The organism is Mesorhizobium sp. CNPSo 4670, from assembly GCF_057784235.1.
Genome location: NZ_JBWJFQ010000001.1, coordinates 44,829 through 67,109, shown reverse-complemented (window position 1 = coordinate 67,109; position 22,281 = coordinate 44,829). Strand labels below are relative to the sequence as shown.

18 protein-coding genes are annotated in these 22,281 nt (G+C 60.0%); 8 read left to right on the top strand and 10 right to left on the bottom strand.

The features are described from left to right. Positions 1-13 precede the first annotated feature (13 nt). Positions 14-1,081 (bottom strand): acyltransferase family protein, encoded by a 1,068-nt coding sequence (locus AC0ZT5_RS00275; protein ID WP_488494786.1) that lies wholly within the window; start codon positions 1,079-1,081, stop codon positions 14-16. Between the two features lie 331 nt (positions 1,082-1,412). On the opposite strand from AC0ZT5_RS00275, the gene AC0ZT5_RS00270 reads away from it, so the two are divergent. Further along, a complete protein-coding gene (locus tag AC0ZT5_RS00270) occupies positions 1,413-2,870 on the top strand; it encodes an oligosaccharide flippase family protein (RefSeq protein WP_488494785.1) in 1,458 nt (485 codons plus the stop codon). A 60-nt stretch (positions 2,871-2,930) separates the two neighbouring features. On the opposite strand, the gene AC0ZT5_RS00265 is transcribed toward AC0ZT5_RS00270, so the two are convergent. The 5 genes from AC0ZT5_RS00265 to AC0ZT5_RS00245 form a co-directional block, all read right to left on the bottom strand. After that, complete coding sequence (locus AC0ZT5_RS00265; protein ID WP_488494784.1) at positions 2,931-3,866, bottom strand: glycosyltransferase family 8 protein; 936 nt, start codon at positions 3,864-3,866, stop codon at positions 2,931-2,933. Between the two features lie 80 nt (positions 3,867-3,946). Continuing rightward, a complete protein-coding gene (locus tag AC0ZT5_RS00260) occupies positions 3,947-4,924 on the bottom strand; it encodes a glycosyltransferase family 2 protein (RefSeq protein WP_477289927.1) in 978 nt (325 codons plus the stop codon). A gap of 125 nt (positions 4,925-5,049) precedes the next feature. Then, positions 5,050-6,366: a polysaccharide pyruvyl transferase family protein gene (locus AC0ZT5_RS00255; protein ID WP_488494783.1), complete on the bottom strand. Its 1,317-nt coding sequence runs from the start codon at positions 6,364-6,366 to the stop codon at positions 5,050-5,052. A gap of 269 nt (positions 6,367-6,635) precedes the next feature. Beyond that, positions 6,636-7,814 (bottom strand): glycosyltransferase, encoded by a 1,179-nt coding sequence (locus AC0ZT5_RS00250; protein ID WP_488494782.1) that lies wholly within the window; start codon positions 7,812-7,814, stop codon positions 6,636-6,638. A gap of 39 nt (positions 7,815-7,853) precedes the next feature. After that, positions 7,854-9,131: a glycosyltransferase family 4 protein gene (locus AC0ZT5_RS00245; protein WP_488494781.1), complete on the bottom strand. Its 1,278-nt coding sequence runs from the start codon at positions 9,129-9,131 to the stop codon at positions 7,854-7,856. Between the two features lie 196 nt (positions 9,132-9,327). Between AC0ZT5_RS00245 and AC0ZT5_RS00240 the strand changes: the two genes are divergently transcribed. Beyond that, the gene (locus AC0ZT5_RS00240) at positions 9,328-10,458 is read left to right on the top strand and encodes a glycosyltransferase family 4 protein (protein ID WP_488494780.1); all 1,131 of its coding nucleotides are present in this window, start codon (positions 9,328-9,330) and stop codon (positions 10,456-10,458) included. On the opposite strand, the gene AC0ZT5_RS00235 is transcribed toward AC0ZT5_RS00240, so the two are convergent. Then, entirely contained in the window at positions 10,451-11,683 is a 1,233-nt protein-coding gene (locus AC0ZT5_RS00235) for a glycosyltransferase (protein WP_488494779.1), read from the bottom strand. The genes AC0ZT5_RS00240 and AC0ZT5_RS00235 overlap by 8 nt on opposite strands. A 245-nt stretch (positions 11,684-11,928) precedes the next feature. Here AC0ZT5_RS00235 and AC0ZT5_RS00230 point away from each other — a divergent pair, with 245 nt between their 5' ends. The 4 genes from AC0ZT5_RS00230 (at position 11,929) to AC0ZT5_RS00215 (ending at position 14,645) form a co-directional block, all read left to right on the top strand. Then, positions 11,929-12,801, top strand: a complete 873-nt coding sequence (locus AC0ZT5_RS00230; RefSeq protein ID WP_488495259.1) for a glycosyltransferase family 2 protein — start codon at positions 11,929-11,931, stop codon at positions 12,799-12,801. Positions 12,802-12,815: 14 nt separating this feature from the next. Further along, the gene (locus tag AC0ZT5_RS00225; RefSeq protein ID WP_095080625.1) at positions 12,816-14,126 is read left to right on the top strand and encodes a polysaccharide biosynthesis/export family protein; all 1,311 of its coding nucleotides are present in this window, start codon (positions 12,816-12,818) and stop codon (positions 14,124-14,126) included. Positions 14,127-14,195: 69 nt separating this feature from the next. Next, a complete protein-coding gene (locus tag AC0ZT5_RS00220; protein WP_488494778.1) occupies positions 14,196-14,339 on the top strand; it encodes a hypothetical protein in 144 nt (47 codons plus the stop codon). Between the two features lie 75 nt (positions 14,340-14,414). Next, positions 14,415-14,645: a hypothetical protein gene (locus tag AC0ZT5_RS00215; RefSeq protein WP_488494777.1), complete on the top strand. Its 231-nt coding sequence runs from the start codon at positions 14,415-14,417 to the stop codon at positions 14,643-14,645. Positions 14,646-14,657: 12 nt separating this feature from the next. On the opposite strand, the gene AC0ZT5_RS00210 is transcribed toward AC0ZT5_RS00215, so the two are convergent. The 3 genes from AC0ZT5_RS00210 to AC0ZT5_RS00200 form a co-directional block, all read right to left on the bottom strand. Beyond that, positions 14,658-15,452 (bottom strand): sugar transferase, encoded by a 795-nt coding sequence (locus AC0ZT5_RS00210; RefSeq protein ID WP_477289920.1) that lies wholly within the window; start codon positions 15,450-15,452, stop codon positions 14,658-14,660. Between the two features lie 121 nt (positions 15,453-15,573). Beyond that, positions 15,574-17,457, bottom strand: coding sequence for a GumC family protein (locus AC0ZT5_RS00205; RefSeq protein WP_488494776.1), 1,884 nt, complete (start codon positions 17,455-17,457; stop codon positions 15,574-15,576). Positions 17,458-17,662: 205 nt separating this feature from the next. After that, positions 17,663-17,998 (bottom strand): hypothetical protein, encoded by a 336-nt coding sequence (locus tag AC0ZT5_RS00200; RefSeq protein WP_477289918.1) that lies wholly within the window; start codon positions 17,996-17,998, stop codon positions 17,663-17,665. A 217-nt stretch (positions 17,999-18,215) separates the two neighbouring features. Between AC0ZT5_RS00200 and AC0ZT5_RS00195 the strand changes: the two genes are divergently transcribed. After that, positions 18,216-19,736, top strand: a complete 1,521-nt coding sequence (locus AC0ZT5_RS00195) for a phosphomannomutase/phosphoglucomutase (RefSeq protein WP_477289917.1) — start codon at positions 18,216-18,218, stop codon at positions 19,734-19,736. A gap of 27 nt (positions 19,737-19,763) precedes the next feature. Continuing rightward, the gene (locus tag AC0ZT5_RS00190; protein WP_488494775.1) at positions 19,764-22,070 is read left to right on the top strand and encodes an AGE family epimerase/isomerase; all 2,307 of its coding nucleotides are present in this window, start codon (positions 19,764-19,766) and stop codon (positions 22,068-22,070) included. Positions 22,071-22,281 lie beyond the last annotated feature (211 nt).

Here is a 22,281-nt window from a genome sequence, read left to right as displayed (position 1 = left end):
GCCGCCGGTTGGATTACCTTGGCAGAATGCCAGCCTCCAGGGGCGGCGGCCTCCGCTGAAGGATTGCGGCCTTCCGTAGCAGCTCCAGAATTGGCTTTTCCACAAACAGGTGCGTCAGAACACCGACAATAAGGCACAAGCATATGATCATAGGAGCGAAGGAAACCTGCGATACTCCCCCAACGAATGTCGCCTTGATTAGCCAACCATACCCCAGCATGACAAAGATGTGAGTTAGGTAGATGGCATAAGATGCATCCCCAAGCAGGATCATTCCCCGGCCGGCCTTCGATCGCGGTCGCTTAGTCTTTAGGAAGGCCCCCACTATCAAAGTTGCTGGAAGGCCCCATGCGATGACTCGCAATATGGCTGTATCGCCGGGATGGCTAACGAAGACTGGAGAAACAATTATCAAGAAAAACCCGAGCGCGCCGAGTGCCGGCGGATATTCCCATTTACTTCTTGAGATAAACAATAGCGCTATGGCAATACCGAAGCAAAACTCAAGCACGATAGGGCTAGAGATAAATTCAGAAAAACTCGAATCCTGAATCCAACGCCCCAACACAATTCCGCAGATCATAAGTAAAACTGTCGAGATGGACGTTTGGATAAGTTTCCCGAAAATTAGGCATATCGCGAAGGCAACATAAAAATACATCTCATACGAAAGCGTCCATGCAACAAATATTAATTTATCTCCTGGAAGCAAAAATATGGAATTAAATATTGAAAACTCGCCTATGTTTTTGTCCTTCAAAAACCCAACCAACGATATCGCCAGTATCCCAGCGCTGCAGATCCAATACAGCGGAAATATTCTTCTTGCCCGTTTGATCATGAAACGCCCAGGTGTATCCGCAGCCCGACCGGGCGGAAAGCTCACATACACCATGATGAAACCGCTAATTACGAAGAAAAGATCTACGCCTGCCGCACCGAAGGTCGTCATCCAAGCCGGACTGAACCGCCCAGCTGCCGATCCATCGGACATGTCGAGGGTGTGGCGAATGACGACGCCCGAGGCTGCGATCGCACGCAGTATCTGCAGTCCATACAGTTCGCGATCCTGCTGGTCCATCCCATCCGGTCCTGTGAGAAAGAGGGGGCAAAGAGGGGTCACTGACCCTACGTCTAACCGGCCTTAATACAAGGCATCCCTCCGACGTGGCCCTCCTACGTCCGACGAATGATCCCTGCTTGCTCGTTCGGCAAATATTCCGCCAACCGACCGCCCCGACGACTTCAGCCGCCGGCGGGCCGGCCCAGGGGCAGACGGAGCACTTGGGTTTGCGCTACCGCTTTAGGCGGCTGTATTCCTCGCCTATTGGACGCCATGACTTTCAACTGGGTTTGTCCGACTATCCCTCGGGACGCAGGCGTCGGGTCGCCTCGGTCGGGAAGGTACACGCATGCTTTCGGTGAAACGCGCACTCCTGATGAGCGTGGGCGAACGCTACGTGCTGCTCGTGACGAATTTTGCCACAGCAGCTTTGATTTCCCGGATATTGACGCCCAAGGAGATCGGGGTGTCGGTGATCGCCATGGCCATCATGGCGATGGCCCTGTCCCTAAGGGAGTTCTCCAGTGCGAGCTTTCTCATCCAGCGCGAGGAACTCAGCCGTGAAGATATCCGCGGCGCCTCCACGGTAATGTTCATCCTCACCGGGGTCATCGCCGTCGCTCTCGTCGTCGTTTCCCCTCTCCTGGCCTCGTTCTACAGCGAGCCGACCCTCATCCCCTACTTCAGGGTTGTCGCGGCCTGTCTCTTTCTCGATACCTCTCTAACGCTGATAACCGCTCTGCTGCGGAGGGAAATGTCCTTCGGCAAGGTTGCGGCCATCGACATAGTGGGAGCGGTGACGAATTCCGCGGCCACGATCATTCTGGCATTGGCGGGCTTCAGCTACATGAGTTTCGTCTGGGCGTGGTTGATCGGCAGCGGTCTTGCCGCAGGCCTCGCCTTCGCCCTATGGCCCCATTTCTGGATGTTCAAACCGTCCCTCGCCAACTGGCGAGGAATGGTTTTGTTCGGCGGATACAACGGCGCCATCGCCATTCTTTTCCGCATCTTTGACGCGCTGCCCCTACTCCTGCTCGGCCGCTTCATATCGCCGAATGCTGCAGCCTTGTTCAGCAGGACGCTCTGGATCGGGCAGATACCCGACAAGCTGGTTATCGGAGGCGCCATGGCGGTCGTGCTGCCCGCCTTCTCGGCCGAGGTCAGGCAAGGCAGGGATTTGAAACGTCCCTATCTATCCGCCCTTTCCCTCATCACCGCGCTCCACTGGCCGGCGCTCCTCGTGCTGTCGGTTTTGGCGTACCCGACCGTGAACATCGTGCTGGGTCACCAGTGGACCGAGGTCGCGCCGCTCGTGCAAATCGTCGCAATCGGGTTGCTTTTCTCCTTCAGTTTCGAACTCAATTACCCCGTAATGGTTGCGATGGGAGCGATCCGCGACTTGTTCATCCGCGCGCTGATCGCCTTCCCAATTTCGGGCATTCTCCTCTCCGCAGCCATTGTCTTCGGCGGATTGCAGGCAGCCGCCTGGTGTATGCTAGTGACCGTTCCCTTCCAGGCATATATTGCCCTGAGCTTCGTCCGGCGCAGCCTGGGACTTGGACGCATGGAGATCGCCGCAGCGCTAGGCAAAAGTGCGGTCGTTGCCTTTGCGAGCGCGGTGCCTCCCCTCGCAGCCGTGGGCCTTTCCGGTTCCGGCTTCGAGCTCTCCAATATGGAAGCCATTGCGGCGGGCCTGTTGGCGTTCGGGGGATGGTCGGCTGGATTGATCATCACCCGGCATCCCCTGCTCGATGAGATCATCAAGATTTTCCCGGGACTCCGGCGGGCACGGGTTTCGGTAGGTTGATACCGAAACTTATCCGAGATCCCGCGCCATCAACTCGCGGTAAGTCGACGGGAGGTCTGCTCAGATGGAAGGCCCCGGAAGCTGTCCAATGAGCCTCGAAATTCTGATCCGATACGCTCTCCTGCGCAATCTGTTGACCTTGTAGGTTAACCCCAGATACGCAGGAGGAATATTCAGGCCGAGTTCCCCGCAGTTGCAAGATATGCGGCCTAGGATAGACCGTTCCTGGCTGTCGATGCGATGTGCCACCGCCGGCAGGAACTTCTCCGGCCCCGTATAGTGGCGGATCAACGCCCGATCCCAATAGCTGGTCTGGAATGCCGACTTCTGCACGTTGAATTCCACGGGAAGCGTCTCCCATGCACCATGGGCGGCGATGTTGAAGGCGCATTGGTCGATATGGGTGCATGAGCCGTCCCAATAGGGACAGAAGTACGCGTGCGACTTTAGAGCGGAAGAGAACCGTTCGGGAATTCCCGACCCAATCCATCGAGACACATTGATGGCCATAAAGCCGGAATTGAAGTAACGCCGTTCGAGGCCATGCTTGTCGCAATTCTCAAAGAATGCGCGGTTGTCGAGACCTGTGCAGATGGAAAGGTCGGGCACGGCGGCGAGAGGTCGCGTCGTCGGGGCGACAGCTGCCAGGTCAAGAGGCCGCACGGCCAGCGTATCATTGTCGAGATAACAGACGACATCGTGATCGCCCGAAACGGTGGCGATCGCTGCGGTTTTTTCATAGGCAGTCGATGTTATGTGGCCATGACCGGGTAAACCCCGATCGACCTTCGCAAGGCTGTGGGTCGCCAGCCGATGACCCTTCGCCTGGAGGATCCTGAGCACCGTCGGCGGGGGGGCCGAGTTGAACCCCGATTGGACGATGTGGATGTCTATCCCCCGTGCATGATTTAATCCCAACGCCACCGCGCTGGCATAAGTCAGGTCATCACGCTTGCCGTCGGTCAGATAAACGACCCCGATGCGCTTTTCGGTCATGCGTTATCCTCTACGCGGTCGGCATCCGATCCGAGGCTGAACCATCGTGATGGCAGCCACATGGCCGGTCACATCGTTTCTCAATGCCGGCTCCAGGCCTCCGCCAGGCGCGTACGGATGTGGCCTAGCGGATTGGGCATATGGGCCAGATAGTCTACAGGCGGAATGTAGGCCAAGCTTGGCGAGAGCTGAGCCGCAAATTTAAGCAGATCAAGGCCAGCTGCTCGCTCACCGCGCGCGATGTGTGAAAGGCCGGACCAGTATGCGCGCTTTCCGAGATTTCGGTAAACGCCCCTGCGCAACCGTTCCACCCCGGGCACGGAGGCTGCCTCGTGCGAGAAAAAACTATCGAAGGTGAGTTTCTTCTCGATCATGTCCCGCTTGAAGTCCTGCCAGAATATGGCGGATAGATTCGCGCCGTGCACCCGCCGTATTCCATGAATCGCCTTTGTCAGCGCGGCCCTCCGGCCCAATGAGAGCCGCAAGAACATTTCCAAGTCCTCGCTGAACGATATCTCCGGCCTGAAATGGCCAACCCGTTTGAGGTCGGCGGTTCTCATCACCGCTGCGCCGCCTCCAAACAACACTTTGCTGGGAAGCGACCGCTCCAGGGCGAAGGATTCCATGGACAGAAATCGCCAGTCATGTGCGTCTGAATTCTCCACTGCCGGGAAGGGCCGGTCCTCATGCCAAACCAGTTCGCCTCCACACGCAAAGGATACATCGGGTTCTCGCTCAAGAACCGACAGGGCACGGTTAAAACAACCCTCGACGAGCAGATCGTCGGCACAAAGTATCACAAAGTACTTCGAGATGGCCCAATCGATGCCCTCATTGCAGGATGCGTGCAACCCGAGATTTTTTTCCCGTGCGATAACCGTTATCCGCCTGTCACGGCTTGCCAGTTCATTTGCAACATCGACACTGTCGTCGGTTGACGCATTGTCAACGATCAGAATCCTGATGTCTTCTACTTGCTGGCGCACGATGCTCTGGACGGACTGAGGCAAGTAGCGCCCGTAGCAGTAATTTGGAATCACAACGTCGATTAGTGGCATTGATCAACCTTTGCGAATTTGTTGGACGTGGGAGCATCTGCTCATCTGTTTCACCAAGACGGCGATCCGACCTTCGGTGTCGCTTTCACGGATTCTTGCGTCGCACATGCCCGCCGCACTCAGCTTCAAGACAAGATCGGGCGCGACACGGCATGGGCGAAAACTTGTGTTCGAAGAAGAACCTCCTGGTCCAAAAGTTGTTGCCGATATCGCGAAACCGTTTCGCGAACTTCCTGCGCTCGCAATTCCCGCTCGGCAAAGAGTGCGTCCAGCCGCGACTCCAGCCATTCGACGCTGAAGGTTTCGACGCTGGTGCAAAAGGCCGATAGACCGGTGTCGGCAGCAAGTGCGTCGTGCTTTTCGAGGTATCCGAGAGATATGACAGGGAGCCCGACCCGCAGGGCGCAAACAACATTGTGAAATCGGGTGGCGACCACGACCTCAGTAGTCTGCATTTGCGCCATGACGTCGTGGAGCGATGCAGACCGACTGAAAACGACCCGGGCCAAATCCGCGTCGGAAAGCCGGCCGCGGAGTCGCTCGATGAGATCGACTACCGCAACCTCGTCATTGTCCTGGCCTAGGATAAGTCGAATGTCGAAGCCTCGTGTCACAGTGCGTGCGACAAACTCCGCGAGCTTGGCAATGTACGTCTGATAGATTGAGTCATTTCCACCCGTGCGACCGCGGTAATTCATCACGCCCACGCCAACAACAGTGGTCTTAGAGACCTCACGCTCGACGTTCAGGATTGGTAGTCCGAAAGCAAGATCGGGAAAAACCCGGTCGTTCGCAACATCAACTCCGAGGCTCCCGACGAATTCGCGTGAAATCCTATCGCGAAACGAACGATATGACGCGCAACGGGCAGTCCAGGCGAAGAACACGCGACTCAGGGGGTGGTAGGCGGGCCCGGCGCCGATGCTCGCAAATGCGACGACACAGCCCCTTAGCCGCGCCATCAGGAACCACTTAAGGAAAACGTAGGGCATTCCAAACGGAGTGTCGCCAAAATCATCGAACGCGCCAGTTCCGGGCAGAATGACAGCATCAAAGCCACGAAGTTTGAGGAAGGCGCGGATCGGTCCCCACATCTTGTAGGGCACTCGACCGAGCATGCGGTTCGCCAAGTCGAGCCAACGCGACTTGATAGCTGGCCGCGTCAATCTGATGGTCTCCACGCCGAAGGCCTTCTCGACGGATTCGGGCCATGTGCAAATCACGGAAAGCTCGGCCTCGGGGCAAATCCGCCTGAGCGTGTCGATCATTGCCTCGAGTGAGCCGTCATTGCCGAAGTTGCCGACGCCAAACTGCCCTATCAAGCCAATCCGAATTCGCTTGGTGCGTGGCACTGCATGCGCGTGGTCGTAGCCATTGATCCATCGATGCGATCGGAGCTGAGGCTCAAGCACGGTTTCAGTTTGCGTTTTTTGGGACTGCATAAGAACCCGTAGCTTTCAAGTGAGTGAGTGCGTGAGTGCAGTGCACTATAGAACCACCGGTCCGTTTCTTCGCCTCAACCTATGGGCTGAAGAACACCTCTTTTTGGGTGTGTCAGTGCCTGCGGGTTGCCGGCGTCCGGCAATCGAAGCCTTGTCCTGCGGCGCACCTTATGAGGCTGATCTGCGCCGAAAAGCCAGTTGACCTGACCGCTGCGGGACACCGCCAGCACAGTGCGAGCGCGTGCACGGTAACGGGCTCGCCGCGCATTTCAGCCAATGGGCTTTGTTGCCTGCAGTTTGCGCAAACCTGCACGTCTGGCTGCGTCTGCGACCAGCAAATCCCTCCATTGCTGGAGAAACCGATCCTTGGTTGCAGCTGACGCCGTGTTGCGCAGCGAGCGGCTTGTTTCCGCCTTCTCCGCAGGGCTTCGGGAAAGCGCTTTTCGCATCGCGTCTGCGATCGCCGCCGGATCGTTCGGCGGCACCTGCAAGCATTGGCCTCCCACCGCCTCGACGAGCGCACTGTCCGCGGACACTATCGGCAGCAATCCCATGTAAGCCGCCTCCAGTGCCGGCATCCCGAAACCCTCGAGAAGGCTCGGCAGCACGAATGCCTCGGCGTTTGCATAGAGCCAGCGCAGCTGTGCATCGGGCACGTAGCCCATGAGCCTTACTCCGGCGATGGATCCCGCCAGTTCCGCGGTCTCTGCATGACCATCGCCACGCGACCCACACAAGACGTATTCTATTCCCTCACGATGGAACCCACCGTCCCGATACGCCTTCAGGGCGGCGATCTGGTTCTTGCGGGTTTCGAACGCGCCCACGGTAAGAAAATACCGACTGCTCAAGCCGGAGATTACTTCCGCAGGGCCGTCAAACAGTTCGGTGCGCAGATACAGCGGGATTGTCGTCAGGAACCGGAAACCAGAGCCAAAAAGAGACTCGAATTGCTTGGCAGAGAAATTGCTGACGAAGACGACCCCGGGCTTGATGCGCCGGATCTTCTCGTAAGCGAGGTGGTAGTTGGCGCAAGTCCGTTCGCCGTAGAGGTCTTTGTGCGTCAGCGGACCGACATCGTGGCACAGGACGATATCATTCTCGGTCAGGCGTGACCTCAGGACGTAGAGCGGATCCAGAAACAGCCGGAAGCCACGCTCTTCGACCCCGTCACGGATCAGGAGAAACTCGCTGTCGCGGAGCCAGTTGATTTCCAGCATCATCAGCCGGGCGACTATCTTGCGGACAAGACCCTCGGGAGCGAAGGAACCCAGCCGCCAGTAGCGGACTTTGGCCTGGCCCGGGACAAATTCCCCGGTGAGGTCCTTGGCAATGTGGTAGGCGCCGGTCCTGTTCAGGATCGACAGGGAGTTGTCGAAAAGCAGCATGTTGGCGGATGCCCGCCTGCTCGCGGCGCGTAGGTCGTGCGGGTCGGGCCGCTCGTTCATCGTGCTCTCCTGGAGATCAATCCTTGTACTGGCTGCCGGTCAACTTCCGTACTCCCCGAAATCGGCGTCGACCTGAACCATCAGTTCGAGGTATTTCCACGCTATCCACCGCCAGGAATAACTGCTTGCCCTCGCGTGCCCCTTGCTAACCAGCCGCTGCCGCAAGTCTGGGGTAAGCATCAGCAGGCGGATGGCTTCGGCCCATGACTGGACGTCGTCGGGATCGGCATAGAGGGCCGAATCCCCGCAGATTTCGGGAAGACACGGCGAGGTCGAGGCTACGACCGGGCAGCCGGAAGCCATCGCCTCGACAGCGGGCAGCCCGAAGCCCTCGATCCGTGACGGGAACAGGAAGCACAGGGCGCCTTCGAGCGCCTTCTTGAAGTCGTCATCCCCTATGCGGCCAGGGAGGACGATGTTTCCGGGCATTTCCGGGACGTACCTCAGGACCGTGGTCTCGTCGACATCGCCTGGCATCCAGAGGTCGAGACCCATCCCGTCGAGGAGTGGGGCCAGCCTGGCGAGAAGCCCCATGTTCTTGTATTCCTGGTCCCGCCTGCCAAGGCAAAGGACATACGGCCTGTCCCGGTCGACGACCAGAGACGATCTCGCTGCATCCCATCTCTTCGCATGGTCGCTGCCGTTGTAGGTGACGACGATGTTTTGCTGTGGCGCGATCCCGAAATCGACCAGATGGCTGCGCGAGAGTTGCGAGACCGTGGTGATGCGGGCGGCCCGCCTGCCGAGTGCCGGCAGGATCAGGCGGTGCGCCCACCGGAACCCCCGCGCGTAGCTCGACGGCATGAGCCTGGTGTGCATGTCGTGGATGCACGCGATCTGGCGCCTCAGCACGACCGGAGCGAGGTTGCAGAAGCTCAGCAATCCTCCGGGCACATGCCAGGGCAACTGCGCCTGCACCCAGAATTGGGGAAGTCGCGGCCTGTTGAATTCGGGAACGACACGCACGGAAATGGCATCGAGGTGGAGAGGTTCGGAAAGCGGGCGCGGCACCACGAGATCGATTTCCAGGTCGCGACCGAGGGGATGCCCTTCCGAAATGAGGGCGTCGAGAGCCAAGGTGACCTCGCGGGCGTAACGGGCCACTCCAGTCGGCCGAAGCGTCGTGAAGTCTCCGTTTATCGTCCAGCGTCGTCTCGGCGCTTCAGGGTCGACGCACACCCCAGCCGAATGCCCGATCAGGAATTCGGCGCCGTCGGCAGCAGATCTGGCCAGGGGTGTGTCGGCTCGGTGTCCATTCACCCGTCTGGCCCGTCTTGGTGGCGGCGACTCCGTCGTGTCGAACTCGAGTTTGCCCATGTCCCCCTTCCCCGGTCCTTCCCGCACCTTGGGCCAGACTAGCATCCCCGGGGGCACCAAGGCCCTCAAACGTTTGAGGTAGGCACGCTGTCCGACCTCGCCTATCCGGATGATTGCCGCTTAGCCGGATGACCCGATGGCCATGGTGACCTGGCGTCTTTGCGGCTCCACATTGAAGGTTTCAAAGGGGGACGACATGGCGCGGCGTTGGACCATCAATGGGCGGTTTCTTTCCCAGCCGACAACAGGTGTGCAGCGTTATGCCCGCGAGGTCGTCCACTCTCTCGACGCCTTGATCGCGGAACAGGAGCCCCTCGCCCGCGGCCTAGAACTCAGTCTGCACTGTCCGCCCGGGTCCGGGGACATCCCCCTGGCTCTCATCGAACGTCGCGAGATCGGCCGCACGAGCGGGCATGTCTGGGAGCAGGTGCAACTCCCCTCATCCCTCGATGGCGGCGGATTGCTCAGCCTCTGCAACACCGGGCCGCTGCTTTCCCGCAAGCATATCGTCTGCATCCATGATGCAAATGTCTGGAACGCCCCGCAGAGCTACTCCCTTGCCTTCAAGCTTCTCTACAGGAACCTGTTGCCCGGCCTCGGCAAGACGGCGTGCGGAATTTCGACCGTTTCCAATTATTCCCTGGATGAACTGGTTCGCCGCGGCGTCATCCCGGCAGAACGGGCTTTCGTCGCGCCGAACGGCCATGAGCATGCCTTGCGATGGAAGCCTGAACACTCGGCACAGACACGGCTGGCGGCCTCGCGGGAAACCGTTGTCCTGATCGGCAGTGCCGCACCCCACAAGAATGTGGATCTCCTCCTGAACATGGCTGGTCGTCTTGGCGAGGCCGGACTCAGAATAGCGATCGTCGGCATGTCGGATTCGCGCGTCTTCAGGTCAGGGTCGGCCAGGACCGAAGCTCGAAACATCCATTGGCTCGGCCGCGTTTCCGATGGCGAATTGGCGGCCCTGCTCAGGGACTCGCTATGCCTGGCTTTCCCCTCGCTCACCGAGGGGTTCGGTCTCCCGGCCCTCGAGGCGATGGCCGTCGGCTGCCCCGTGGTGGTTTCGGACCGCGCCAGCCTGCCTGAAGTCTGCGGCGGCGCAGCCCTGTTTGCACCTCCCGACGACCCGAACGCATGGTTCGACAGCTTCGCGCAGCTTCGCGGTTCCCAGGCCTTGCGACTGCAGATGATAGGCAGGGGAAGGGCGAGGGCCTCGGCATACAGTTGGAGGGCGACGGCCTTGCGTTATCTCGAGGCGATGGCGGCCGCGGACGGCGTCGATGCGGAAGCGAAGATCGTCAGGGCTCGCGAATTCACATGATCTCGTAAAGTGCCTGGACGGCCCCGAGTGATTCCAGGATCGCGCGGTCGAAATTCTCCTCGGAGAAACGTCCGGCATTCTTGGCGCAAGCGCGGGGCGTGATGGCATAGCTGTTCTCTTCGAACCGTTCGACGGCCTCCTTGAGGTGATCGACGGTCTGAGCCTTGAAAAGGACCCCTGTCGGCTCGGGGGATGATCCCAGGCGCTGTACGATGTCGACGGCCCCGCCGCGGCCGAAGGCAACCAGCGGCGTCCCGCAGGCCTGGGCCTCGGCCAGCGCTATGCCGAAATCCTCGCAGCCCGCAAAGACCATCGCCTTCGCCCGTGCCAGGGTGTCCACATAGTCTTTCCGCGGCAGGTAACCCGAGAAGGTGATGTTGGGACCGGCAAGCGCCCGCAAGCTGGCCGATTGCTGCCCTTCGCCAACGATGACCAGTCGCCGCGACGGCATCTCGTTGAAGGCCCGGATGACGAGGTCGGTGCGCTTGTAAGGGGCGAGGAAGGACGCCGAGACATAGTAGTCGTCCTTGTCCTCCACACAGGGCAGTTCTCCGAGTGAGACCGGCGGGAACACGACGCGCGCCTCGCGCCCGTAAATATGCTGGATTCGGGAGCGGACATAATTCGAATTCGCCAGCATCAGGTCCGGACCGTGCGCGGTTCTCGTGTCCCACGTCCTCAGGCGATGGAGCATGTACCGATAGAGCATTCCCTTGGGCCCGAAGCCAAGCCGCCCTTGCTGAAGATAGGAAAACTGCTCGTCCCAGGCGTAGCGGACGGGGCTGTGCACATAGCATAGATGCGGCTGGTCCGGCCTGGTGATCACGCCGCGCGAAAATGCAGCCGAAGACGAGATCACCGCATCGTAGCCTGTCACGTCGAACTGTTCGATCAGGAAGGGACAAAAGAAGAAGAGTGATCTATAGAATTTCTGGACCATCGGGATCCGGTTGGCCGCGGACGTATGGAATTCCACGTCGTGGAAATATTGCTCCTTCACCTCGGGCGGCAGGAAATCGAAAAGCGTGAAGACTTCGGCATTGGGGAACTGCTTGCAGATTTGCGCCAGAACCCGTTCCCCTCCCCGGAAATTCGGACACCAGTCATGAACGACCGCTATCTTCGCATACCTGTCGACGGCAGGCCCCGGCGCGGCCGGGAACTCCTCGATGGGCACATCGACCTTGGCCGCGACCGCCAAATCGGAAGAGCGTTCGTGGAGCATGGTTCCCCCTAGCCTCGTCAGGCCAGCAGTCTCCATTCCATCTTGTTGCCCCGGCAAGTTGTACGATCGGTTACAGGTTGTTCCGGACGCATGCCTATCTAATACTTATGGCTGTGGGTCGTTTACATGGATACTCCGAAAGCCTGTGTCCGGGGGTAGGCCAAGCTCGTTCCGTCACCTTTTATGCAGGCTGTTTCGGTCCCCTCGTCGGTCTAGGTTCGGCGGGAACCGAAACTGGATCGAGCATGAGACTCGCAGTGATCATCCCGACCCTTGGCCGCCGCGGACAGGTCGCGCGCCTGCTTCGGTATTTGGGTGACCAGACGAGACTTCCCGACGAGGTCATCGTGTCGGCGCCCGACGCCACGCATGTCGAACTGCCGGAAGATTGTCCTTTCCCCTTGTCGCTCGTTTTCGGACCGATGGGATCGTCTGCCCAGCGGAACACGGCTCTCGTACCTTCCCTGGCGCGCTTCGACATCATCACATTCTTCGACGACGATTTCGTTCCGTCCACCGAATACCTGGAGCAGGTCGAGAAAGCTTTCGTGGAAAATGACGGATGGGCGGTGGTGATGGGCATGGTCGTCAGGGACGGCGCCACGAATGCCGGCCTCACCTGGGAAGATGCCGAAGCCGCCTTGCGGGAAACCCGGGGCAAAAAACATGATGGACCACAGGTGGTCGACCATGTCGGTGCGTACGGATGCAACATGTCCTTCCGGTCCTCGTTTGTGGGAGATTTGCGCTTCGACGAGCGCCTGGTCCTGTACGGCTGGCAGGAAGACATCGACTTCACCAGCCAAATGAGATCCAAAGGTCGCGTGGTCTGCGTCACTGCAATCACGGGCGTCCACCTCGGTATCAAGTCAGGCCGGGTCAGCGGAAAGCGGTTCGGCTATTCCCAGGTTGCGAATGCGATCTACCTGATCAGGAAGGGCTCCGTTCCGGCCTCTTTCGCGCTTCCCCTGATGTTCAGGAATATTGCGGCAAACCTCGCAAAGAGCCTGCGGCCCGAGCCATATATCGATCGCAGGGGCAGGCTCAGGGGCAATATGCTGGCGATCCTGCACATCGCCATGGGACGAATCGAACCCGAATACATCCTGAAAATCTGACGGCGGGAAAGACAATGCGGAAATGGCTTTTGACGGTGGCGGCGGCTTCATTGGCGGCAGCAGCTGCCTGTCCCTTGCCGACGATGGCTGCCGAGTATCTCCTCGGACCCCAGGACAAGGTCAGGCTCAAGGTTTACGAATGGCGCGCCTCACGCGACGTGATCTTCGAATGGACGGCTCTCAACGACAGCTTCGTTGTCGGTGCCGACGGCACGCTCTTCCTTCCATTTGTCGGTCAGATACGGGCGCAAGGCACCGCCCCCGGCGACCTCGCCCGTGCGATCGGCGACCGCCTGATGCAGCAGATGGGACTCGGCCGCCAGCCGGATGTCGCCGTCGAGATTGTCCAGTACAGGCCGTTCTACATCGTCGGCTACGTCACGCAGCCCGGCGAGTTTCCCTTCAGACCCGGACTGACGGTCTTGCAGGCGATGGGAATCGCCGGCGGCCTGCGAACTCGCGAGGAGGACATGTCGAGGCTCGAGCGTGAAGTCATCGCGGGCCAGGGCGACGTGGGTCTGTTGGCGCTGAGCAACGTCAGTCTGCTCGCCCGCAAAGCGCGGCTGGAATCGGAACTGGCTGGCAGCGACGACATCGCCTTCCCTGCGCAACTGATGGACAGAGCTTCGAACGAGACGGTCGCGGTTGCGATGGAGCAGGAGCGCAAGATCTTCGCTGTCCGCAAGGACGCTATGGCGACGCAACTCCGTGCGCTCCGCGAACTCAAGGATTTCCTCGAAAAGGAACTGACCTCGCTCGGCCAGCAGATGGCCTTCCACGACCAACAGATCGAACTTATCCAGAAGGAACTCGCGGGTGTTTCGGCCCTTGTCCAGAAGGGGTTGGCGGTTGCACCGCGGGAACTGTCTCTACAGGGAACGGTCGCACAGATGCAGAGCGACAGGTTGGTTGCCGAGACCTCGCTTTTGCGAGTCAGGCAGGAGATAAGCAAGACCGACATCGAGATCCTCAACCTCGCCAATAGCCAAGCCAGCGAAGTCGCCGCTTCCTTGCGCGAGACGCAGCTGCAGCTCAATGAAGTCACAAGCAAGGCCAACACCGCGGTGCAGTTGCTGCACGATACCGAGGTCACGGCACCTGCTCTGCTCGCCCTTAGAGAGCGCGGCGAAAGGGCCAAGCCGATCTTCAAGATCGTGAGGATGACGGACAGCGGCTCGCAAGAACTCACGGCTGAGGAAACCACGCCGATCGAGCCGGGCGATACCGTGAAGATCGATATCCCCCCGCCCCCATCCGGCTTGGCTGCCCTCCCTGCAGGCGGCAGCGTGCAGGCAGAGACGCTCCCGATTCAGGGCACCAACTGATCAACCTTGCATGGTTCAGGGAGGTTCACGACTCGCCGCACCCATTGGCGTGGGCTTCGGAAGCTGAAATTGCGCCTGGAAGCCGCCTGGAAGCGCGAAGAACGCAAGGGTGCAAGAAAACAAGGGCGCAAGAAAACTGGGGGTGATGCTTACCCGGATCATCTGCACAATACCCTGGCACTTGCCATGCACTTTGAGGCCGCATATCAGTGAGCACACGCTGACGAAACCTTCCCTGCCGCAGTGAGGCGATCAGTCCTGCGGGTATCACTGGAGATTTCGGTGCTCATGAGTGTCGTGGCTGTATCGGCGGGGGGCGTTCTGTTGGGACTGCGGTTCAAGGCTCCCGCCCTGATCGCGGCTACTGCGCTGCTTGTGATCGGAAGCTTTGCCTGGAATGGCCTTGGGTTGCCCGGCCATGTGACCGTCACCAAATTCCTGATCCTGGCATTCGCATTGGCTTGCGCCTACATCGTCGGCCTGTCGCTGTCCGTCCACTGGAAGCGGACGGAAGGGTGAGCGGTCGGGACTTCAGGCAGCCCTGTCGAAGCGCATCACTGCGAAAATCGTCCTGAACAAGATCACGATGTCGAGCCAGATCGACCAGTTCCGCACATACTGGCTGTCGAGCGCCACGCGGTTGGCGTAGTCCATGCTGCTTCTTCCGCTCACCTGCCAGAGACCGGTGAGTCCCGGCCTTGTCCGAAGGTATTCCCCCAGGTGGTCGCCGTAGCGTATGAGTTCGTCCTTTACGATGGGCCTTGGGCCTACGCAGCTCATGTCGCCACGGATGATGTTGAAGAGCTGGGGGAGTTCGTCGAGGCTCGACTTGCGCAGCATCCACCCAAGCAGCGTGACGCGGGGGTCGTTCCTGATCTTGTGGGTCTCTTCCCACTCCTTGCAGACATCAGGGTTGGCTTCGAGATATGCTTTCAGAACTTCTTCCGAATTGGCGACCATCGAGCGGAACTTATAGCAATCGAACGGCTTTCCGCCGAACCCGATACGGCTGTGCGAGAACACTGCCGGGCCTCCTGCCGTCATCCTGATCAGCAGGGCAACGACGATCATCACAGGCGCTGCCATGATAAGCGCCGTGCCCGCTATGACCAGATCCATGATCCGCTTCAGGAGACCTCCGATGGGAGGGTTCGTCGTCCCCGTCCTGATGGCGGGCGACAGGTCTGTCAATACTGCCCCGGCACTGTTGTGGTCGGGCGCAGGAACAACGTGCAGGACTGCCGTTCGGCTGTCAGCCGCCACGGGAAGAGGTGGCTGAACCCAGATCGGTGTTCCCTGGTGCGACTCGAAGGTGTTTGTTGACATGGGACGATTGCTGTTCGAATTGTTCCGGTCACTCTTCCAAGGTCGGGGCTTGTCGGCAAGAAAGGCAAAGGAGGTAGCGTGACGTTCCAAGGCTACCCCCTAATCCCAAGGAATGATCCCCCTACACGCTTTTGCGACTTCCGAGGGAGGGATGTCTCGCCACCAGTTTCATGCGGGGCTTGGACTTCATCGCGCGGGCCTTCGTCAGGAGCACGCCCAGGATGGGCGTCCTGCTGGCCTGCAGCGTCCTGACGAGTTCCCGCAACGTTTGGACGTGTGTCTTGCCCCACTGGGCAACGACGACGACGCCATCCAGGACGGATCCGACAATCAGTTCGTCGGCTCCCGAGGCAAGCGTCGGCAGGTCCAGGATGACGATGTCGTAGGCGGCAAGTTCGTAGGCGGCAAGGTCGCGAGCGGTCAGATCCAGGAGGAACGCCTCCATGTTGCTTGGTGCCAGCAGATGCCTGGCGTCCACCACCGAACTTGGAAGCAAGTCGAACGGCCGCCCAGGAGCGCGGACTATGTTAAGCCGGACAGGGTCCTGGCACGGTTTGTCGAGGGCGCCCGACGGGCCGAGCAGCCGCGTGGTCAGTGTCGGTCGCCTGATGTCGGCGTCAATTACCAACGTCTTCAGGCCGGACATCGAATACAGCGTGGCAAGATTGCTGGCGACCGAACTCTTCGAACTGTCGTTGGATACAGCCGTCAGCCCAAGCAGCTTGATCGGGCGGCTGGTTTCCGCAAGGCTGATTTCGGTTCGCGCTTTCCTGAGACTGTGGCTGTATCGGGAGTGCGGATATCTTGCGACTTCGTCGAGGTGGCCGGATTCCCTTCTCCTGGTGGTGGGCGGCAGCTCTCCGACGCATTCGACACCCAAATTGTCCCGGATGAGTCGTGCTGACCTGATGGTCCAGTCGAACGTATGCCTCACAAACGAAAGTCCGATGCCGAAAATGAGCCCGGCAACCGCCGCGAAGGCCAGCATCAGCTTCGGCCTTGGAGTGCTCGGATAGAGCGGCGCCGTCGCAGCTGTGATCACCCTTGCGTCGGCGACCGGGTACGACTGTTGGCTTACCGAGTTGGTGTAGGCCTGGAGGAAGCTCTCGTACATCTTCTGGTAGGTTTCAGCAGTCACCTCGAGTTCTTCGAGCGTCGGCACAGCGTTCGCCCCACCTTCGTCCGTGGCTTCACTGCCGACGCTGTAATCGTGCCGTGACCGGAACTCTTGCGCCTTCGCCATGGCCTCGTTCATCTGGGTGCGCAGTTGTTTAAGGCGCATCTCGAGCCACGCGCCGCCTTCCCTTGCCGCGTCGGCCTTGGTTTCGATCTGCTCACGCACGAAGGCATCGGCCGTGGCGTTCGCAACCTTGGCTGCACCTTCGGCATCGAGAGAGGTGAAGGATATGTCTATCGCGTAGGAAACGCCGACTCTGCGCACGTCGAGGCCGTTGCGGAAAATCAACATGCTGCGCCGGGACTTCTGGTAATCGGTCAGCGTCACGGGTGTTTCAGGCACGCCTTGGCCGAAATGCTCGGCAAGCGACGTCAACGAGGCGCTTTTCCTGAGCCCGGAAGCATCGAGCAGGACTGATCCTATCTTCTTGAATCTCTCCCGCAAAGTCGGAGTCTGCGGACGGTTGAACTGGGGGTCGTCGACGAGTTTCAACTGGTCGAGGACCATCGCGGCGATCTTTTCGGACTGCATCACTGCTATCTGGCTTTCCACCTGGGCGGTGTCCAACGACAGATCTACTTCGCCACCCTCCTGCAGGTGTTGTGGCAATTTCGGCTCGATCAGAATCTGCGCGCTGGCGATGAAAGTTGGGTCGGTGGTCGAATTGTAGAACCCGGCCACCAAGAGAGCCGCAGCAAGGCAGGCGATGATGGTTCCAACGTAGTGCCGCAGAAATTCGGTTATGTCGGAGAGGCCAATAAACTCCTGGCCGACGGAAGTCTGCTGGTCCGCTGCCGGAGGCCATTGATTGGGAAACATACGGTTCATTCAAATTCTCCTGCAGGCGTGCGGGAAATCCTGCGCGCGCGCCGTCCCCATGCACGCCGTCCCCATGCAGGCGGTCCCCATGCAGGCGGTCGATGACATTCAGCCGATGTTTTCATTGAAAGCTGAGGCCCCTCGATCCCAGACTGCCGCGAAAAGATTACGCCTGCGTCAGGGAAGGTTAAACGTCGCCAATTGGCGTAGGGACCTACGCCCTATGGGAAGGGAGAATGCCCGGCAGCCCTGCTCTCGTCCTGTCGACAAAGGACAACTGCTTTTCCAGCAAGGCCTGCCGTCCGCGGCTGAGTGCCAGGTCGCGCGCGAGGGAATCGATCCGCGCGGATATGCGTTCGGGGCTCTCGCCATTTTCCATGGCCTCCAAAGCGAACGCGGCGCAGTCCGTCATCCTTTCCACGGACGGACGCAGTGCCGCGGATTCCCTTTCGATTTCCACTTGAATGAGCTCGAGAAGCCGAGCCAGGCGAGCGAACCGCCTTTCGTCGACATCCTCGCGGAACGGGTACATGAATGCGGTCAGCGGCATCTCGCAGCCCACCTTTCTCGTCAGCGCCCGAGCAGGACGCACCTTATAGAATACAAGACCCCATTGCCTGGACGAGACATCCTTTCGGCCATCGGCGGTCATGCTCCTATTGGATGAGGGGGTGCAAACCAGCGCGTTAGGGCTACTCGAATTCATGAAGGGGGCTGCGTCCGGCACCGTGCTACGACTATTCGCCTGTAACTGCAGAGCGGAAACCGTGACCGTGACCATAGTCGGCCAAGCCAGGCCAAACACGTTCGCCTTCGAAACCAGTGCCCTGGTCAAAGCCACTGGCTTCCGGGAATACGACGCGCGCTGGTGGTTCGGGCAGCCAGGCTCGGACAAAGAACCCGAACTCAATCTGATGGGCGTGCAGGCGATCGGCATGGGGCTCGGCACCCTGATCCGCCGAATGGGTGTTGGCCCGGACATCGTCACTGGCCATGATTTCCGCAGCTATTCCATGGCGATCAAGATGGCGCTGGTCTCCGGCCTGATGGCGGCCGGCGCGCGCGTCAAGGACATCGGCCTGGCACTTTCTCCCACGGCCTATTTCGCCCAGTTCGCGCTCGACGCTCCGTCGGTGGCCATGGTGACGGCCTCCCACAACGAGAACGGCTGGACCGGCGTGAAGATGGGAGCGCAGAGGCCCCTGACATTCGGGCCCGATGAGATGACCGCTTTGAAAGCGCTCGTGCTGGACGGCGATTTCGATCTCATAGGCGGGGGAAGCTATGAATTCGTATCCGGATTTCGCGAGAGATACATCGAAGACCTGACTGCCGGAAGGAACCTCGGCCGAAAGCTGAAGGTGGTGGCGGCCTGCGGCAACGGAACCGCCGGCGCTTTTGCACCGCAGGTGCTGGAAGGCATCGGCTGCGAAGTCATCCCGCTGGACGTTGAGCTCGACCACACGTTTCCGCATTACAACCCCAATCCCGAAGACATGCAGATGCTGCACGCGATCCGGGACAAGGTTCTGGAGACGGGTGCCGATGTCGGGCTCGGCTTCGACGGCGACGGCGACCGCTGCGGCGTGGTCGACAACGAAGGCAACGAGATTTTCGCGGACAAGGTCGGCGTCATGCTGGCGCGAGACATCTCGGGCCTGCATCCGAAATCCGTCTTCGTCGTGGACGTCAAGTCGACGGGCCTTTTCATGACGGATCCCGTCCTCCTACAGAATGGTGCAAGGACGGATTACTGGAAGACCGGGCACTCCTACATCAAGAGGCGCGTTGCCGAACTCAATGCCATCGCTGGTTTCGAGAAGTCGGGGCATTTCTTCTTCAACCCGCCAATCGGACGCGGCTACGACGACGGGCTCCTCACCGCGATCGCCGTCTGCGAGATGCTCGACCGCAACCTGGGCAAAACACTCGCCGACCTTTACCGCGATCTGCCGCTGACCTTCGGCACCCCGACCATGTCGCCCCACTGCCCGGACGAGGTGAAATACGGCGTGGTCGCAAAAGTTGTCGGGGAATTCACAAAAATGAAGGGGGACGGGATCGAGTTCGCCGGCCAGCCGCTGGCCAATCTCGTCACCGTGAATGGGGTGCGTGTGGTTGCCCAGGATGGCACATGGGGTCTGGTCAGGGCTTCGTCGAACAAACCGGAGATTGTCGTCGTGGTCGAAAGCCCCGTCTCGTCGGAACGACGTCGCGAGATGTTCGAGGCTCTCGATGCCGTGCTGCGCCGCAATCCAGAGGTCGGAGCCTACAACCAGACATTCTGATGGGTAGTGGCTGAGAGGAATTGGACCATGCCGGACCGGATCGTAAGTTTCGTCATGAGCGGGGGCGTCGGCTCACGGCTGTGGCCGCTTTCGCGCGAAGACAATCCCAAGCAATTCCACGACCTTTCGGGCGACGGCTCCATGCTTGCGAAGACTGTTCGACGCCTCAAGGCGCGGCCGGACGGTGAGACGCCTATCTACCTGATAGCGTCCGAACGGCATGCCGACCGCGTCATCTCGGACATTGCTCCGCTCGGCCTGAACGGCGGCAGACCGATCTTCGAGCCGGTCGGCCGCAATACCGCCGCCGCGGTCGCCATAGCCACCCTGCAAACGATCTCCGAACATGGCGCCGACGCGCTTGTGCTGGTGGTCCCGTCCGACCACCAGATATCGACCGAAGCGCAATTCTGGGAAACCGTCGAGGCGGGCGTGCCTGCCGCCGATGCAGGAAGTATCATCGTGTTCGGCATCAAGCCGACGCATCCCGAAACCGGATATGGCTACATCGAGGCCACGGCAGATGGTGACCGAGTAGCCTCGGTTTCGCGTTTTGTCGAAAAGCCAGACGCCGAGACGGCACGCCAATACCTGGCTTCGGGACGATTCTACTGGAACGCCGGCATCTTCCTTTTCCGTGCCGACGCCATGCGGCAGGCCTTTCTCGATTTCCAGCCGGACATCTGGGACACTGCGGAACGGGCCTACAAGACAGCGCGGAGCGAGGTCTCGGGTCTGTACCTGCCACAGGGCTTCTATCTGGCTGTCCCCTCGACGTCGATCGACTACGCGATCATGGAGCATGCGGGCGACATCGCGATGGTCACGGCTTCCTTCCGCTGGAACGACCTTGGATCGTGGCAATCGCTGCTGGAAGCCAGCCCGACCGACGGTGACGGCAACGTCGTCATGGGTGACATCGTCGCCATGGATTGCGGCAACTCCTACCTCAGAAGCCAGGGCAGGCTACTGACCGTCGTCGGAATGAAGGATGTAGCGATAGTGGCGACGCCGGACGCGGTGTTCGTCGCCCCCGTCAGCCACAGCCAGCACGTGAAAAAAGTCGTCGAACAGCTGGAGAAGAGCGGACGCCTCGAAACGAAATTCACCGCCTCGGAAGACCGGGTCATCATCAGCGGCTCATGGCGCAAGCGCGTCGAACACTGGCTCTTCGAAGAAACCCTGCCGCTGTGGTCCACTGCCGGTGTCGACGATGTATATGGCGGCTTCCACGAGGCGCTCGGCTTCGATGCAAGGCCATTGGGCAAGCCCAAGCGCATGCGGACGATGGCTCGCCAGATCTATGCGTTCGCGGTGGCCAAGGAACGCGGCTGGACTGGACCGGCCGACAAACTCATCGACCACGGTATTGACTTCATCGCCAAATACGGCCGCACCGACCGTGGCGGCTGGGTGCGCACTCTTAATGCCAACGGCAGCGTGGCTGACCCGACCGAGGACGCCTACGACCATTCCTGCGTGCTGCTGGCGCTGGCACATGCTCATCGGTGCGGCCATCAGGAGGCCCTGCGGCTTGCACAACAGACATTTCATTTCGTCGACACCCATCTCGAGGACGACAGTCTGACCGGGTTCCTCGAGAGCCCCGGCTCCAACGGGGCACGGTTTTCGAACCCGCACATGCATATGCTGGAATCCTTTCTTGCCTGGCACAGTGTCACCGGCGACCGTGCCTATCTGCGTCGGGCGGCACGCGTCATCGATCTCTTCCGATGCCATTTCTTCGACCAGGAAAGCTGGACGCTTGGGGAATATTTTGACGTCGACTGGCTGCCCTTGCCGGGAGACAAAGGTCAGTGGACCGAACCAGGGCATCATTTCGAATGGGCCTCGCTCCTTGTCGAGTTCGCGCGGGCGAGCGGGCAAAAAGACCTGGTCGCCTACGCCAGGAAGCTCTATTCGTCGGCGGTCGCCAGTGGATTGAACCGAGCCACAGGTCTGGCCTACGCAGCCGTATCGCGGCAGGGAATGCCTCTCGACCGGTTTTCCCGCAGCTGGCCGCAATGCGAAGCCGTCAAGGCAGCCGCAGCCCTTGACGGCATTGGCGGGCCCGATCTGAAACCGGAGATCGAAGCTCGTGTCGCGCGCCTGTTCAGATGGCATATCGATCCCGCACCGCTTGGCTTGTGGGTCGACAGGATCGACGAACGCGGAAGGTCAGTGGCGACGGAAGTCCCGGCAAGCATCTTCTACCATCTGGTGACGGCGTTGATGCAGTATCTGGACAAGACCGGCGGACAGGTCGAGCCTTTCCCGGTTCCAGCTTTGGATGTGGGCAAGACAGGTCTGAAGCAGATCCTCAGCCGCCGCTAATGCGCCGATCCTGGGATACGATGTTCGTGCCATTGTGGTCGTATGCGGCGAACCAAAGCGACGCCAATCCAAAGAGGCTACGACCAGCTATGCTTTCTCCTGCGTCGGCTTGTAACCACGGTAGCCCAGAGGTGGTAGGGAGGTGGTAACTACGGCTAATTCGGTATCCCATGCCTCTGTGTCGTGGCTGCAAACCGGGATAGTATGCTTA

Coding starts and splice junctions, on each gene's coding strand:
- AC0ZT5_RS00230 (WP_488495259.1), top strand. CDS start 11,929: ATGAGACTCGCAGTGATCATCCCGACCCTTGGCCGCCGCGGACAGGTC.
- AC0ZT5_RS00255 (WP_488494783.1), bottom strand. CDS start 6,366: ATGCAGTCCCAAAAAACGCAAACTGAAACCGTGCTTGAGCCTCAGCTC.
- AC0ZT5_RS00265 (WP_488494784.1), bottom strand. CDS start 3,866: ATGACCGAAAAGCGCATCGGGGTCGTTTATCTGACCGACGGCAAGCGT.
- AC0ZT5_RS00225 (WP_095080625.1), top strand. CDS start 12,816: ATGCGGAAATGGCTTTTGACGGTGGCGGCGGCTTCATTGGCGGCAGCA.
- AC0ZT5_RS00205 (WP_488494776.1), bottom strand. CDS start 17,457: ATGAACCGTATGTTTCCCAATCAATGGCCTCCGGCAGCGGACCAGCAG.
- AC0ZT5_RS00275 (WP_488494786.1), bottom strand. CDS start 1,081: ATGGACCAGCAGGATCGCGAACTGTATGGACTGCAGATACTGCGTGCG.
- AC0ZT5_RS00190 (WP_488494775.1), top strand. CDS start 19,764: ATGCCGGACCGGATCGTAAGTTTCGTCATGAGCGGGGGCGTCGGCTCA.
- AC0ZT5_RS00260 (WP_477289927.1), bottom strand. CDS start 4,924: ATGCCACTAATCGACGTTGTGATTCCAAATTACTGCTACGGGCGCTAC.
- AC0ZT5_RS00210 (WP_477289920.1), bottom strand. CDS start 15,452: ATGTCAACAAACACCTTCGAGTCGCACCAGGGAACACCGATCTGGGTT.
- AC0ZT5_RS00250 (WP_488494782.1), bottom strand. CDS start 7,814: ATGAACGAGCGGCCCGACCCGCACGACCTACGCGCCGCGAGCAGGCGG.
- AC0ZT5_RS00270 (WP_488494785.1), top strand. CDS start 1,413: ATGCTTTCGGTGAAACGCGCACTCCTGATGAGCGTGGGCGAACGCTAC.
- AC0ZT5_RS00215 (WP_488494777.1), top strand. CDS start 14,415: ATGAGTGTCGTGGCTGTATCGGCGGGGGGCGTTCTGTTGGGACTGCGG.
- AC0ZT5_RS00240 (WP_488494780.1), top strand. CDS start 9,328: ATGGCGCGGCGTTGGACCATCAATGGGCGGTTTCTTTCCCAGCCGACA.
- AC0ZT5_RS00200 (WP_477289918.1), bottom strand. CDS start 17,998: ATGCCGCTGACCGCATTCATGTACCCGTTCCGCGAGGATGTCGACGAA.
- AC0ZT5_RS00235 (WP_488494779.1), bottom strand. CDS start 11,683: ATGCTCCACGAACGCTCTTCCGATTTGGCGGTCGCGGCCAAGGTCGAT.
- AC0ZT5_RS00245 (WP_488494781.1), bottom strand. CDS start 9,131: ATGGGCAAACTCGAGTTCGACACGACGGAGTCGCCGCCACCAAGACGG.